At 66.7% G+C, this 14,907-nt stretch carries 15 protein-coding genes; 11 read left to right on the top strand and 4 right to left on the bottom strand.

Going from position 1 to position 14,907, the window contains the following annotated elements:
- Positions 1–27: 27 nt before the first annotated feature.
- Positions 28–1,218, top strand: coding sequence for an enhanced intracellular survival protein Eis (locus tag ACXYX3_RS26385; protein ID WP_458609634.1), 1,191 nt, complete (start codon positions 28–30; stop codon positions 1,216–1,218).
- Positions 1,219–1,292: 74 nt separating this feature from the next.
- On the opposite strand, the gene ACXYX3_RS26380 is transcribed toward ACXYX3_RS26385, so the two are convergent.
- The 3 genes from ACXYX3_RS26380 to ACXYX3_RS26370 form a co-directional block, all read right to left on the bottom strand.
- Positions 1,293–2,381, bottom strand: coding sequence for an inositol-3-phosphate synthase (locus ACXYX3_RS26380; protein WP_241204387.1), 1,089 nt, complete (start codon positions 2,379–2,381; stop codon positions 1,293–1,295).
- A gap of 70 nt (positions 2,382–2,451) precedes the next feature.
- A complete protein-coding gene (locus tag ACXYX3_RS26375; protein ID WP_046364566.1) occupies positions 2,452–2,997 on the bottom strand; it encodes a PadR family transcriptional regulator in 546 nt (181 codons plus the stop codon).
- Positions 2,998–3,111: 114 nt separating this feature from the next.
- Positions 3,112–3,981, bottom strand: a complete 870-nt coding sequence (locus ACXYX3_RS26370; protein WP_458609633.1) for a DUF1707 SHOCT-like domain-containing protein — start codon at positions 3,979–3,981, stop codon at positions 3,112–3,114.
- Between the two features lie 110 nt (positions 3,982–4,091).
- On the opposite strand from ACXYX3_RS26370, the gene ACXYX3_RS26365 reads away from it, so the two are divergent.
- From ACXYX3_RS26365 to ACXYX3_RS26355, 3 genes are all read left to right on the top strand, one after another.
- Entirely contained in the window at positions 4,092–4,523 is a 432-nt protein-coding gene (locus ACXYX3_RS26365) for a DUF5318 domain-containing protein (RefSeq protein ID WP_458609632.1), read from the top strand.
- Positions 4,524–4,677: 154 nt separating this feature from the next.
- Positions 4,678–7,038 carry a transglycosylase domain-containing protein gene (locus tag ACXYX3_RS26360; RefSeq protein ID WP_241204390.1) on the top strand — a complete coding sequence of 787 codons (2,361 nt, stop codon included), beginning with the start codon at positions 4,678–4,680 and terminating at the stop codon, positions 7,036–7,038.
- Entirely contained in the window at positions 7,035–8,669 is a 1,635-nt protein-coding gene (locus ACXYX3_RS26355) for a glycosyltransferase family 87 protein (RefSeq protein ID WP_458609631.1), read from the top strand. The genes ACXYX3_RS26360 and ACXYX3_RS26355 overlap by 4 nt, the downstream gene beginning before the upstream one ends.
- Here the strand turns inward: ACXYX3_RS26355 and ACXYX3_RS26350 are convergent.
- Entirely contained in the window at positions 8,633–9,442 is an 810-nt protein-coding gene (locus tag ACXYX3_RS26350) for a DUF1206 domain-containing protein (RefSeq protein WP_458612240.1), read from the bottom strand. The genes ACXYX3_RS26355 and ACXYX3_RS26350 overlap by 37 nt on opposite strands.
- A gap of 116 nt (positions 9,443–9,558) precedes the next feature.
- Between ACXYX3_RS26350 and ACXYX3_RS26345 the strand changes: the two genes are divergently transcribed.
- From ACXYX3_RS26345 to dnaB, 7 genes are all read left to right on the top strand, one after another.
- Complete coding sequence (locus ACXYX3_RS26345) at positions 9,559–9,858, top strand: hypothetical protein (RefSeq protein WP_458609630.1); 300 nt, start codon at positions 9,559–9,561, stop codon at positions 9,856–9,858.
- 86 nt (positions 9,859–9,944) lie between these two features.
- The gene (locus ACXYX3_RS26340) at positions 9,945–10,415 is read left to right on the top strand and encodes a DUF5078 domain-containing protein (protein ID WP_458609629.1); all 471 of its coding nucleotides are present in this window, start codon (positions 9,945–9,947) and stop codon (positions 10,413–10,415) included.
- A 113-nt stretch (positions 10,416–10,528) separates the two neighbouring features.
- Positions 10,529–10,819 (top strand): 30S ribosomal protein S6, encoded by a 291-nt coding sequence (rpsF, locus tag ACXYX3_RS26335; RefSeq protein ID WP_018603055.1) that lies wholly within the window; start codon positions 10,529–10,531, stop codon positions 10,817–10,819.
- Positions 10,820–10,885: 66 nt separating this feature from the next.
- Entirely contained in the window at positions 10,886–11,398 is a 513-nt protein-coding gene (locus tag ACXYX3_RS26330) for a single-stranded DNA-binding protein (protein WP_241204395.1), read from the top strand.
- Between the two features lie 50 nt (positions 11,399–11,448).
- Positions 11,449–11,706 carry a 30S ribosomal protein S18 gene (rpsR, locus tag ACXYX3_RS26325; protein ID WP_043403642.1) on the top strand — a complete coding sequence of 86 codons (258 nt, stop codon included), beginning with the start codon at positions 11,449–11,451 and terminating at the stop codon, positions 11,704–11,706.
- Positions 11,707–11,717: 11 nt separating this feature from the next.
- Positions 11,718–12,173, top strand: coding sequence for a 50S ribosomal protein L9 (gene rplI / locus ACXYX3_RS26320; RefSeq protein WP_458609628.1), 456 nt, complete (start codon positions 11,718–11,720; stop codon positions 12,171–12,173).
- Positions 12,174–12,644: 471 nt separating this feature from the next.
- Positions 12,645–14,846 carry a replicative DNA helicase gene (gene dnaB / locus ACXYX3_RS26315; RefSeq protein ID WP_458609627.1) on the top strand — a complete coding sequence of 734 codons (2,202 nt, stop codon included), beginning with the start codon at positions 12,645–12,647 and terminating at the stop codon, positions 14,844–14,846.
- The last annotated feature ends 61 nt before the right edge of the window (positions 14,847–14,907 follow it).

Raw genomic sequence — 14,907 nt, 5'->3', positions numbered from 1 at the left:
TATCGGGTGTGTGCCACCGTCGAGGCCATGTCCGCGATCACCTTCCGAAGTGCAGTAGAGGCCGACTGGCCCGCGATGGGTCTGATCACGGCGGCGGCGTTCGGCTTCCAACAGTCCGAGGAGACGGCGCAGGCCTGGCGTTCGCTGATCGCTTCGAACGGTGCCGTCGTCGCGTGCGACGGCGATGACGTGGTGGGTACCGCCTTGTTCCTGGATCTGGAGTTGACGGTGCCGGGTGGAGCCGTGCTGCCGATGGCCGGTGTGTCGATGGTTGCGGTCGCCCCGACGCATCGTCGGCGGGGTGCGCTGAGCGGCATGCTCGACGAACTGCATCGGCGGATGGACGCCTATCCGATCGCCGGTCTGGAGGCCAGTGAAGCCGAGATCTACGGACGCTTCGGGTACGGCCCGGCGACGGTGTGGGAGCGGCTCGAAGTACACCGGCGCGGCGCGCGCGTGCATCGCGGCGTTCCGGATCCCGGTGGTGTGCGCATCGTGCGCTCGGTCGAGCATCGCGCGCAGCTGGAGGACATCGACGAGCGGTGGCGTCTGCGCACCCCCGGCGGGCTGCACACGCCGGCTCGGCTCTGGGATGAGGTGCTCGCAGACCGTGAGGAGTCGAGAAGTGGTGGGACTCAGCGCTATTGCCTTCTGCATCGGGACGGGTACGCGTTCTACCGCTTGTTCGGCAGCGACGAGAAGACGACCGCCGAGGTGACGAAGTTCGCGGCGGTGACCGCGGAGGCGGAGATCGCGCTCTGGCGGGTGCTGCTGGGGCTCGACCTCAAGAAGGTCGTCGGCATCCACACCCATCCCGACAGCGTGCTGCGCTATCTAATGACCGATCCGCGGTTGGCGCGCACCACGGACGTCTTCGACGGGTTGTGGCTGCGCATGCTCGACATTCCCGCGGTGCTGCAGGCGCGTACCTATTCGACGGATCTGAGCGTGGTGTTCGAGGTGTCCGACGAGTTCCTCGGCCGCGGTGGGCGTTTCGCGGTGACGGTGCGCAACGGCCGCGCGCGGTGTGAGCGCACCGGGGCTGCGGCGGATGTCCACCTCGATGTCTCGGTGTTGGGAAGCCTCTATTTGGGCACGCATCGCGCGTCGTCGTTCGCCGCCGCACAGCGACTGCGCTGCAGCGACACCGGAGTCGTCATCGCGCTCGACAAGGCCTTCGCCACTGACGTGCCGGCCGAACTCGGGTTCGGTTTCTGAGCCCAGAACGAGACTGCGGGGAGATCGACCATCCCGGTGGAATGGCGATCTCCCCGCAGTCTCGACGCGAGAACTCAGCCCTCGATGAACTTCTCCAGCTGCTCACGCGCGAGGTCGTCGGCGAGCTGCTTGGGCGGGCTCTTCATCAGGTAGGCCGAGGCGGCTTCGATGGGGCCACCGATGCCGCGGTCCTTGGCGATCTTCGCCGCGCGCACGGCGTCGATGATCACACCGGCGGAGTTGGGGGAGTCCCACACCTCGAGCTTGTACTCCAGATTGAGCGGCACGTCACCGAAGGCGCGGCCTTCGAGGCGCACGTAGGCCCACTTGCGGTCGTCGAGCCACGCGACGTGGTCGGACGGGCCGATGTGGACGTTCTTGTCCTCCACCTTGCCGGCCAGCGAGCCGGACAGGTTCGACGTGACGGCCTGGGTCTTGGACACCTTCTTCGACTCGAGGCGTGAGCGCTCGAGCATGTTGAGGAAGTCCATGTTGCCGCCGACGTTGAGCTGGTAGGTCCGGTCCAGCGTGACGCCGCGATCCTCGAACAGCTTGGCCATCACACGGTGGGTGATGGTCGCGCCGACCTGGCTCTTGATGTCGTCACCGACGATCGGCACGCCGGCGTCTTCGAACTTCTTGGCCCACACCGGATCCGAGGCGATGAACACCGGCAGCGCGTTGACGAAGGCCACGCCGGCGTCGATCGCGCACTGGGCGTAGAACTTGTCGGCCTCTTCGGAGCCCACGGGCAGGTAGGACACCAGCACGTCGACCTCGGCGTCCTTGAGCGCCTTGACGACGTCAACGGCTTCGGCGTCGGACACCTCGATGGTGTCGGCGTAGTACTTGCCGATGCCGTCCAGGGTCGGCCCGCGCTGCACGACGATGTCGGTGGGCGGCACGTCGGCGATCTTGATGGTGTTGTTCTCCGACGCGAAGATCGCCTCGGACAGGTCGAAGCCGACCTTCTTGGCATCCACGTCGAACGCGGCGACGAACTTCACGTCGCGCACGTGGTAGGGGCCGAGCTTGACGTGCATCAGGCCGGGCACGCTGGCGTTCTCGTCGGCGTCCTTGTAGTACTGCACGCCCTGTACGAGCGAGGACGCGCAGTTACCCACGCCGACGATCGCGACCCGGACGTCATTGCTTGCGGTCATGACGACTTCTCCTCTTGTCCTACTTCACTGCTGTGTGGGTGGTACTTGGCTGTGTGGGTGGTGCTACGGCTCAACTCTGTTCAGCACGGCCCTGCGCCGACTTCTCCGCCGCGATCAACTCGTTGAGCCAGGTGACTTCGCGTTCGCTCGATTCCAGGCCCAGCTGATGGAGCTGGCGGGTGTAGCGATCGAACGAGTTGCTCGCCCGCGCGATTGCTTCACGCAGACCTTCGCGGCGCTCTTCCACCTGACGGCGGCGGCCTTCCAGAATCCGCATCCTGGCCTCTGCCGGGGTGCGGTTGAAGAAGGCGAGGTGTACGCCGAACCCGTCGTCGGAAAAGTTCTGTGGGCCGGTGTCGGCCACCAGTTCCGTGAAGCGCTGCTTGCCGGCCTCGGTGAGCTGGTAGACGCGACGCGCACGGCGCACCTTGAGGGTGCCCTCCGGTGCCGCGTCCTCGACGATCAGCCCATCGGCCTGCATGCGGCGCAACGCGGGATACAGAGAACCGTAGGAGAACGCGCGGAACGCCCCCAGCAGGCCCGTCAACCTCTTGCGCAATTCGTAGCCGTGCATCGGCGATTCCTGGAGCAACCCGAGAATGGCGAGTTCCAGCATTCGGGCACCTCCTTCATGAATCAGCCGCTACGACGGTTCGACACCTCGCGCAATAGTATCGCGCCGATATATTGATCGCCACAGGGGTGCCCGGGAGGGAGTGCCGGGAAAGCGTCAGTCGTTGGCGTAGCTGACGCGTTTGACGGTCAGATCGCCGTTGAGCTCCAGGTAACCGCTGTTCCCGAAGTTGGGGCTGACGTAGACACTGATCTCGATGCTCTCCGGTGGCGCCGTCATATCGCTGTTGGCCTCGATGCTGATGTACGTCGTCTTCACTTCTTTCGGATCGATGCCCACCGTCTCAGGGGCGCCGCGCACGATCCCGACGAGCTTCGCGATGTCGAACGCTCCGAGATCGACGACACGAGCGTCGGAGCTCACACTCGTCTCGTCCGGGTCGTCCCACCCGCCCCGATAGGAGTACCTCAGCACCCGCCGAGGTTCGGTCGGGTCGGGCCGCTCCAGCGAGGCGTAGTCGGAGTAGATGGTCATCGAGTAGCCCATCGTGTCGCCGAACTTCTGCTTCATCTGGGTGAACAGACCCGTGAGTCCGCCGAGGGAGTGCAGCTGCCGGGGTGGGGTGAGCACCTCGGCGGGAATGCCGTCGTCCTTCGCTCCGGGGTCGGAGGTGAAGTTCAACGGCGACGGCGTGTTGCCGTAGAGGCCCCACCCGACGGCGATCCCGAAGATCACCAGCACCGCGGCCATCGCGATCCGGATGCCGACGCCACCCGGCAGTGACGGCAGCCGGCGCGGAGGTGTGCGCAGCTGGGTGGGCGCATTGCCGGTCTGCAGATCCGCGACGAGCTGCTGCAGCTCACCCAGCGTGGCCGCGTTGGTCGCGGATTTCACCCGCTCTCCGTGCTCGGTCATCGACAGTTGACCCTCGGCCAGCGCCGTGTCGAGGATCTGGCACGTGTCGGTGCGGTCACTGTCTTTTGCGCGTGTCCAGGACGTACCGCGAGCTGAGCTGCCGGGAGCCACGACGAGATCGTAAGAGTTGGGTCACTGATCCCGCAGGCCCGTGACCGACCCGACGGCCTCGGGTGCCCGTCGCGCCTCCGCCGCCCCGGCGCCGACGTACTCTGGTCAGCGTGCGATTGCAGCGACAGGTGGTGGACTACGCCCTGCGGCGCCGGTCGCTGCTGGCCGAGGTGTATTCCGGGCGCACCGGCGTCACGGAGGTCTGCGACGCGAATCCCTATCTGTTGCGCGCCGCGAAGTTCCACGGCAAGCCCAGTTCGGTGATGTGTCCGATCTGCCGGAAGGAGCAGCTGACGCTCGTGTCGTGGGTGTTCGGCGATCACCTCGGCGCAGTGTCCGGGTCGGCGCGCACCGCCGAAGAGCTCGTCCTGCTGGCGACGCGTTACGACGAATTCTCGGTTCACGTTGTGGAGGTATGCCGGACGTGCAGCTGGAATCACCTGGTGAAGTCCTACGTGCTGGGCGCGATTCCGCCGCCCAAGGGATCCCGTCCGCGCCGCACGCAGACCGCGCGCGGCACGGCGCGGACGGCCAGTGAATAACCCGGGGCGCCCCGACCATTCCGCCGAGAGAGCCCGTGATGGGCGCAGACCGGCCGATGGCAGTGGCGCGCGACCCCAACCCCGACCGCAGCAGCGGCCCGATGCTCCACGGCATCGGTCCGACGGTCCTGCGCGCCCACGTCCCGACGACCGGTTGACGACGGTGTTGCCGCCGGTTCGCGAGGAGCGGCCGCGGCATCTGAAGGATCCGATCGACGACGTCAAGCGGGCGCTCGACGGTCGTCCGCCGAAGCAACCGCCGCCGCCGCCGCGTCGCCCGACGGGCGGTGGCGGTCCGGGCGGGGGCGGTCCGTCGGGTCATCGACCCGGCTGGCGCGAGCAGATCAACTGGAGGTGGGTGCGCCGCGGCCTGGTCGCCGCCGCCGCCGTGCTCATCGTCTTGCCGCTGCTGACGTTCGGCATGGCGTACCTCATCGTCGACGTGCCCAACCCGGGCGACATCCGCACCGCGCAGGTGTCGACGATCCTGGCCAGCGACGGATCGGAGATCGCGAAGATCGTCCCGCCCGAGGGCAACCGGATCGACGTCGGCATCGACCAGATTCCGGTGCATGTGCGCGACGCCGTGATGGCCGCCGAGGACCGCGACTTCTACTCCAATCCGGGCTTCTCGTTCACCGGCTTCCTGCGCGCCTTCAAGAACAACCTGTTCGGCGGCGACCTGCAGGGCGGGTCGACGATCACCCAGCAGTACGTGAAGAACGCTCTGGTCGGCGACGCTCGGTCGGGCGTGGGCGGGCTGGTCCGAAAAGCCAAGGAGCTGGTCATCTCGACGAAGATGTCCAGCGAGTGGTCCAAGGACCAGGTGATGCAGTCCTACCTGAACATCATCTATTTCGGTCGCGGCGCCTACGGCGTGGCCGCTGCGTCGAAGGCGTACTTCAACAAGCCCGTCGAGCAACTCACCGTCGCCGAGGGTGCACTGCTCGCTGCGCTGATCCAGCGGCCGTCGGCGCTCGATCCCGCCGTCGACCCCGAAGCCGCGAACGACCGGTGGAACTGGGTGCTCGACGGCATGGTGGAGATCGGCGCGCTGTCGGCCAAGGACCGCGCAGCGCAGGTGTTCCCGCCGACGATCCCGCCGGACGCGGCGACCACCCAGAATCAGACGACCGGGCCCAACGGCCTGATCGAACGCCAGGTGATCAACGAGCTGATGGACATCTTCAACATCAGCGAACAGCAGCTCAACACCGAGGGCCTGCAGGTCACGACGACCATCGACCCGAAGGCGCAGTCGGCTGCTCTGGACGCGGTCGACGAGTACATGGACGGTCAGGACCCGGACATGCGCACGGCGGTGGTGTCCATCGACCCCAAGACCGGCGGAGTGAAGGCCTACTACGGCGGCTCGGACGCCAACGGATTCGACTTCGCCCAGGCCGGATTGCCGACCGGATCGTCGTTCAAGGTGTTCGCGTTGATCGCCGCGCTGCAGCAGGGCATGGGTCTGGGCTACCAGGTGGACAGCTCGCCGCTGACGGTCGACGGCATCAAGATCACGAACGTCGAGGGCAGCAGCTGCGGCAACTGCAACATCGCCGAGGCGTTGAAGAGGTCGCTGAACACCAGCTACTACCGGCTGATGCTCAAGCTGAAGAACGGTCCCCAGGATGTGGCCGATGCCGCGCACGCGGCCGGTATCGCCGAGAGCTTCCCCGGTGTCGAGCACACGCTATCCGAGGACGGCAAGGGCGGCCCGCCCAACAACGGCATCGTGCTGGGCCAGTACCAGTCCCGGGTGATCGACATGGCTTCGGCCTACGCGACGATCGCGGCGTCCGGGGTGTACCACAAGCCGCACTTCGTGCAGAAGGTCGTCAATTCCGAGGGCACTGTCCTGTTCGACGCGACCCAGGAGGACAACGCGGGCGAGCAGCGCATCGACAAGGCCGTGGCCGACAACGTCATCGCGGCCATGCAGCCGATCGCCGGGTACTCGAACGGTCACGCGCTGGCCGGCGGTCGCCCGTCGGGCGCCAAGACCGGAACCAATCAGCTCGGTGACACCGGTGCCAACCGCGACGCCTGGATGGTCGGTTACACGCCGTCGTTGTCGACGGCCGTCTGGGTCGGCACCGTCGACGGCACGAAGCCGCTCGAGAACAAGTGGGGCTCACCGGTGTACGGATCGGGTATCCCGAGCGACATCTGGAAGGCCACGATGGACGGTGCGCTGGACGGCACCGACAACGAGTCGTTCCCGAAGCCGGAGGAGATCGGCGGGTACGCCGGTGTGCCACAGGCCCCGCCACCACCGCCGTCGACCACGGTGGCGCCGCCGCCGTCCAACACGGTGATCCAGCCGACTCTCGAGATCGCGCCCGGCATCACGATCCCGTGGGGCCCGCCGACGACGGTGCCGGCAACGCCCGCGCCCGCACCGGACGGGGCGGCCCCCGGTCCCGAGGTGGTGCCAGGCGCGCCGTCGCCCGCCGTTCCGCCGCCCGGCGCTCCGGCTCCGCTGGTGCCTGGCGCGCCGCCGCCTCCGTGACGTCACCGGTTCCGTCGGCCACCGAGTCGCCGGCACCAGTCGAATCGCCGGCTCCGCTGGCCGAGGATCGCCGGAGCCTCGACGACCGCGACTTTCCCAGCCGCACTGACACTCTCGGTGCCGCGCTGTCGGGCACCATCGGCGGTCCGGTCGGTCGGCACGCGCTGATCGGCCGCACTCGTTTCCTGACCCCGCTGCGGGTGATGCTGATCATCGCGCTGGTGTTCCTGGCGTTGGGCTACTCCACCAAGGCGGCATGCCTGCAGACGACCGGCACGGGGACAGCCGATCAGCGGGTCGGCAACTGGGCCAACAACCGGGCCTACTACGAGCTCTGTTACTCCGACACCGTGCCGCTCTACACGGCCGAGCTGCTCAATCTCGGGAAGTTCCCGTACAAGTCGAGCTGGTTGGAAACCGACGAGAAGGGCATGCCCCGGGTCCAGTACGACGGCACCCCCGCGGTGCGGTACATGGAGTATCCGGTGTTGACCGGGATCTACCAGTACCTGTCGATGTCGCTGGCCAAGACGTACACGACCCTGACCAAGCTGACGTCGGTGCCGATCATCGCCGAGGTGGTGATGTTCTTCAACATCTCCGCGTTCGGCCTCGCGCTGGCCTGGCTCACCACCGTGTGGGCGACGGCGCTGCTGGCCGGCGCCCGGCGCATCTGGGACGCCGCATTGGTCGCGGCTTCTCCGCTGGTGATCTTCCAGATCTTCACCAACTTCGATGCGCTCGCGACCGCGGCCGCCGCCGGTGCACTGCTGGCCTGGGCGCGCCGAAAACCTGTCCTGGCGGGCGTGCTGATCGGCCTGGGGGTGGCCGCGAAGCTCTATCCGCTTTTGCTGCTGATCCCCTTGCTGCTGCTGGCTGTTCGCACGTCACGGCTTCGCGAGCTCGCCAAGACGGCGCTCGCGGCCGCGGTGACCTGGCTGGTGGTCAACCTGCCGATCATGGTGCTGTTCCCGCGGGGATGGTCGGAGTTCTTCCGGCTCAACACCCGTCGCGGTGACGACATGGATTCGCTCTACAACGTGGTGAAGTCGTTCACCGGGTGGCAGGGGTTCGACCCGGATCTCGGCTTCTGGGAGCCGCCGGTGGTGCTCAACACCGTCACCGCCGCGCTGTTCGTGGCGTGCTGCATCGCGATCGCGTACATCACGCTGACCGCCGCGCGCCGACCGCGCGTCGCCCAGATCGCGTTCCTGGTGGTGGCCGCGTTCCTGCTGACCAACAAGGTGTGGAGTCCGCAGTTCTCCCTGTGGTTGGTGCCGCTGGCGGTGTTGGCGCTGCCGCACCGGCGGGTGCTGCTGGCCTGGATGACGATCGACATGCTGGTCTGGGTGCCGCGCATGCTCTACCTGTTCGGTGAGCAGAACAAGGGCCTGCCCGAGCAGTGGTTCACCGCCACGGTGCTGCTTCGCGACATCGCGGTGGTGGTGTTGTGCGCGTTGATCATTCGCCAGATCTACCGTCCGGAGCTGGATCTGGTGCGCGACGAGGGCATCGACGATCCGGCCGGCGGGCCGTTCGACCGGGCTCCCGATGCGTATCCGCCGTGGGTGCCGGACTGGTTGCAGCCACGGGGTCACATACGGGCCCACCGGGCCAGCGCGAAGCTGTAGAGCCCGTAGCACGCGAAGCCGAGCGCGGCGAACCCGAGCAGCACGCCCCCGGCAGGCGAATCGCCGAGGGTCTTGACCGCCGCGTCCAGCCCGGCGGCCTGGGACGGATCGGTGCGCACTGCGGCGATCATCACCAGGATGCCGGTCAACGCGTACACCAGTCCCTCGGCGACGTACCCGTACGTTCCCAGCACCACGACGACCGGGCCGCCCGAGATCGTCAGATCGTCGACGAATCGTCGGGACGCGCCTTTGTACGCGTAGTACCCGCCGATGACGGCGATGACGACGCCGACTGCGATCAGTGCGGCCCGACCCCAAACAGTCTGCATCAGAACGAAACTGAGACCGGAGTTCCGCTCGCTGCTGGGCTGACGGCTGCCGACGGCGAAGCGCACGCTGGTATAGCCGACGCTGCAGTAGACCGCCACCAGGCCGAGGGCTTTGAGGCGATTACCGGGGCTGGTGTCTTCCGGATCGCTGCCGCGCTCGGCGGGATGCAGCCCGAAGATCGCCTCCGCCAGACGCCAGGCGGCCAGCGGCACGAGAGCAACGGCGATCGCCCACAGGATCACCGCGCCGTCGGTGGTACTGGCCACGGTCGCCATCGCTCCCGACGGGTCGGCGTTACCGCTCAGGCCGGAGGCGATCCTGACGATCACGTAGGCGATCAAGAAGTGCAGGGAGCCGCTCGCGATGAAACCCGCACGCGCCGCGCGGCGGATACCGTTGTGCTGGACGAGCCGGTCGATGGGGAGCGGCTCGGACACCAGAGCGCACTACCCGCGATGGTGGTCGGCGAAACGAGAGCTCCCGGGCGGTGTTTGCCCCCTTGCGCCGATGGTTATATTTGCTAACAACTCGATGTTTCACAGGCTGGAGTCGTCTCATGAGTTTCCTCACCAAGACCGTGCCCGTCGCGGTCCTCCTGGGCGGCTTCGCCGCGGGTGCGTTGGGCCTCGGCGCGGCGACGTCGGTCGCCCAGCCGCCGCCCCCGCCTCCCGGACCGGCCGAGTTCCCCCCGAACCCGCCGGGCGAGCCGGTGCCGAACTGGGCGCCGCGCAAGCCGGCCGACATGTGGAACGGCGAGCCCGTGGTGTGGACGTCGATGTGGGGTGGCCGCTGGGGTGTGTGGAAGCACGGCCAATTCATCACGCTGTCGTCCAACCCCGTCACCAACGGCGGCTGAGCATCGGACTGGGCAGCTGCCTAGCTGCGCTATATAGTTGGCCCACGGCGCGACGCGCGCAGGCATTCGACGAAGTAGGAGCAACCATGACCGGAATGGTGAGTCGGGTGCTGCGGACCGCGCTGGCGACGGCGGCGGCCGCAGGGGCGTTGTTCGGCGCGGCGGGTACCGCCCAGGCGGACTCGACCGACGACTATCCGATTCCGCACCGCATCATCGTCACCACCTGTGACGTCGAGCAGTACATGGCTGCCGCCCGCGACACCAGCCCGGTGTACTTCGAGCGCTACATGATCGACCGGAGCAACCGGCCGGCGGATGTGCAGAAGATGGCCTTCGACCGGATCCACTGGTTCTTCTCCCTCGACCCGGTCGCGAGGCGCCAGTACTCCGAGGACACCGCGACCAACGTCTTCTACGAGCAGACGGCCACGCGTTGGGGTAACTGGGCGAAGCTGTTCTTCAACAACAAGGGTGTCGTGGCGCATGCCACCGACGTCTGCATGAACTACCCCAAGGGCGACATGTCCGTCTGGGACTGGCCCGTTCGCCGTTAGCGATTTCGTTCCTCCCTCCCTGGTCATGTAGCCTGGGCCGGTTGCCGACGCAGGCGACCCTCCTGCCACGGACACGCCGTGGCCGTCAGACCAGAGGAGGTGATGGGTTCCCTATGCGTCCATACGAAATCATGGTCATCCTCGACCCCACACTCGACGAGCGCACCGTTGCTCCGTCATTGGAGACGTTCCTGAACGTCATCCGCAAAGACGGTGGCAGCGTCGACAAGGTCGACATCTGGGGCAGGCGCCGGCTGGCCTACGAGATCGCCAAGCATGCCGAGGGCATCTACGCGGTGGTCGATGTCAAAGCAGAGCCCGCGACGGTGTCCGAGCTCGACCGTCAGCTCAACCTCAACGAGTCCGTGCTGCGGACCAAGGTGATGCGGACCGACAAGCACTAAAGAGTGCCGATCGTCGGAGCCGCTGCGTAGGCTCGCGCCCAACGTCCGCTCACCTAGGAGGAACTCGTGGCTGGTGACACCACCATCACCGTCGTAGGAAACCTGACCGCCGATCCGGAACTGCGTTTCACGCCGTCCGGTGCCGCGGTGGCCAACTTCACCGTTGCGTCCACCCCGCGCATCTACGACCGGCAGAGCGGAGAGTGGAAGGACGGCGAAGCGCTGTTCCTGCGGTGCAACATCTGGCGGGAGGCCGCCGAGAACGTGGCCGAGAGCCTGACCCGCGGGTCGCGCGTCATCGTGACGGGCCGGCTCAAGCAGCGCTCCTTCGAAACCCGCGAGGGCGAGAAGCGCACGGTGGTCGAGGTCGAGGTCGACGAGATCGGGCCGTCGCTGCGCTACGCGACCGCGAAGGTGAACAAGGCGAGCCGCAGTGGCGGCGGCGGGGGCGGTTTCGGCGGCGGCGGCGGATCGTCGCGCGGCTCGGAGCAGCCCAGGTCGGGGGCGCAGGACGACCCGTGGGGCAGCGCGCCCGCGTCGGGCTCCTTCGGCGGTGCCGACGACGAACCGCCCTTCTGAGACAACACATTTCGGAACATTCCGAGACATTTCAAGAAAGAGTTAGACACATGGCCAAGTCCTCCACCAAGAGGCGTCCGGCTCCGGAGAAGCCGGTCAAGACACGCAAGTGCGTGTTCTGCTCGAAGAAGGGGCAGAACATCGATTACAAGGACACCGCGCTGCTGCGCACCTACATCAGCGAGCGCGGCAAGATCCGTGCCCGTCGGGTGACCGGCAATTGCGTTCAGCACCAACGCGATATCGCCATCGCGGTGAAGAACGCCCGCGAGGTCGCGTTGCTGCCGTTCAGCTCGTCGACGCGATAAGGACGATTGAGATGAAACTGATTCTGACTGCCGAGGTGGAGCACCTCGGAACGGCCGGCGACGCGGTCGAGGTGAAGGACGGCTACGGCCGTAATTACCTGTTGCCCCGCGGGCTGGCGATCGTGGCCACCCGTGGCGCTGCTCGCCAGGCCGAGGACATCCGGCGCGCGCAGGAGCTCAAGAGCGTCAAGAGCCTCGAGCACGCCAATGAACTCAAGACCGCACTCGAGGGCCTCGACGGCGTCGAGCTCTCGGTGAAGACCGCCGGGGACTCGGGCAAGCTGTTCGGCTCGGTGACCGCGGCCGACGTGGTCGGCGCGATCAAGAAGGCCGGCGGTCCGAACCTCGACAAGCGGACCGTGCAGCTGCCCAAGTCGCACATCAAGACCGTGGGCACCCACGCCGTCACGATCCGGCTGCACCACGATGTGGCCGCGACCGTGTCGCTGAACGTGGTCGCCAACTAACAACTGACGAGTCAACGGCCGGGTGAGGACCGAGAGGTCCGAGCCCGGCCGTTGTCGTGCTTTCGGCGAACTGTTCTGGCCGATTCCGTCACAGCGAACATAACCCGGTGTTAACCTGCCCGGCCCGCGATGGAAACGCAACACGCCCGAGAAGGCAACCCGGGTCGACACGCCGACTGATTTACCATCCACAGAGTCGACCCCGTCTCAACAGGCGTTCAGCTGCGGAAACGGACCAGATCACAGTGTTGATCCACAAGTTGTCCCCAGTACCTCAACATGGCTCACCAGACCTATCCACACGCCATCCCCAGGTCTGTCAACAAGGGGTGGTTGCGTCTCGCGTAGCAACGTCTAGCGTTGGCCGTCGCGGACACGATGCGGGCGCCGCGGGGACGATGTCGGTGCACCGACATACAGTTCCATCGAACGTCCGTTCGACACCGATTTGGGGAGGGGTGAGGGCACCGCGTGGCTGTCGTCGATGACTTGGGCCGGCCCGATGAGCACGCGGCCATGGAGCCTCCTCCGAACGAGGAGTTCGGTCGGCAGCCCCCGCAGGATTTGGCGGCCGAGCAGGCCGTGCTGGGCGGCATGCTGCTGAGCAAGGACGCGATCGCCGATGTTCTGGAGCGGCTGCGCCCCGGTGACTTCTACAAGCCGGCCAACCAACTGGTCTACGACGCGGTGCTGGATCTGTACGGCCGCGGGGAGCCTGCTGACGCGGTCACCGTCGCGGCAGAACTGGACCGCAAGGGGTTGTTGCGCCGGGTCGGCGGCGCGCCCTATCTGCACACGCTGATCTCCACGGTGCCGACGGCGGCTAACGCCGGGTTCTATGCCGAGATCGTGGCGGAGAAGTCGCTGCTGCGCCGGCTCGTGGAGGCCGGCACCCGGGTGGTGCAGTACGGCTACGCCGGTGCCGAGGGTGCTGACGTCAACGAGATCGTGGACCGTGCGCAGGCCGAGATCTATGACGTCACCGAGCGCCGGGCCACCGAGGATTTCGTCCCGCTCGAAGAGCTGCTGCAGCCGACGATGGACGAGATCGACGCGATCGCGTCCCAGGGCGGCATCTCCAAGGGTGTGCCGACGGGCTTCACCGAGCTGGATGAGCTGACCAACGGGCTGCATCCCGGGCAGATGATCGTCGTGGCCGCACGTCCCGGTATGGGGAAGGCGCTGGCGTTGGACACCCCGCTGCCGACGCCGTCGGGGTGGACGACCATGGGCGAGGTCGCCGTCGGGGACGAGCTGATCGGGCCCGATGGCTTGCCGACGCGGGTGGTCGCCGCGACCGAGGTGATGACCGAGCGGCCGTGCTTCGAGGTCGAATTCTCCGATGGCACAGTGATCGTCGCCGACGCGGAGCACCAGTGGTTGACGTCCGGTGCCATCCGTACGACGCGGGACATCGCCGAGACGCTGCCCACCGGCCACACCGTGACGAACACCGTGGCGATTCAGCGCGCGGATGCCGACCTTTCGCTACCGCCGTACGCGTTCGGTGCTTCGCTCGGTGAATCAACATACGACCCGGAGATCCAGATGTGGATCGAGGCGGAGTCGAATGAGCCGGGGGCTGTCGCTCGGGACCGTATCCCGGCGCAGTACCTGCGCGCGTCAGAGGCGCAGCGGCGGAGTCTGCTGGCGGGGTTGCTCGATGCTTCGGGGATCATCGCAGATGACGGTTCGATTGAGCTCGAGATGGCTGGCGAGAGCCTCGCGCGCGACGTCGCGGAACTGGTCGCGTCGTTGGGGTACTCCTGTGTGTCGGTGGCGCCGGCGTCACTTCGAATCATCACCGGCGACAGTGTGTTCCGCGTGCACCGCAAGGAAATGCTGCACAAGGAGCGACGGGCGACGGGCGCCGCGGCGCGGGCGATCGTCGACGTGCGGCCGGTGGCGAGCGTGCCGGTGCGGTGCGTGGAGGTCGACAATGCCAGCCACATGTATCTGGCGAGCCGGTCGATGATCCCGACGCACAACTCGACACTCGGCCTCGACTTCATGCGGTCGTGCTCGATCAAGCACCACCTGCCGAGCATCGTGTTCTCGCTGGAGATGAGCAAGACCGAGATAGTCATGCGACTGTTGTCCGCGGAGGCGCGGATCAAGTTGGCCGACATGCGATCTGGCCGCATGAGCGATGACGACTGGACGCGCCTGGCTCGGCGGATGAGTGAAATCAGCGAGGCGCCGCTCTACATCGACGACTCGCCGAACCTGACGATGATGGAGATCCGCGCGAAGGCGAGACGTCTCAAGCAGAAGGCCGACCTGCGTCTCGTGGTGATCGACTACCTGCAGCTGATGACGTCGGGCAAGAAGGTCGAATCACGACAGCAGGAAGTCTCGGAGTTCTCCCGGCAGATCAAGCTACTCGCCAAAGAGCTGGAGGTTCCGGTGGTGGCGATGAGCCAGCTGAACCGTGGACCGGAGCAGCGGACGGACAAGAAGCCGCAGCTGTCCGATCTTCGCGAGTCGGGTTCGATTGAGCAGGACGCGGATATGGTTGTGCTACTTCACCGTCCAGACGCCTTCGAGAGCGACGACCCGCGCGGTGGGGAAGCGGATCTCATCGTCGCCAAGCACCGTGCCGGCCCGACGCGGACGGTCACCGTGGCGCACCAGCTGCATCTCTCGCGGTTCGCGAATATGGCGAAGCAGTAGGGCAGCCCTGTAGGTTCTCAAATTTGACTGCACTTTCTCACGCCTGACTGCACCACGGCTG

This window comes from Mycobacterium sp. Panama NTM2 (assembly GCF_054355555.1).
Note: the sequence above shows the minus strand (reverse complement) of the source record. Positions and strands in the feature narration are given on the sequence as shown.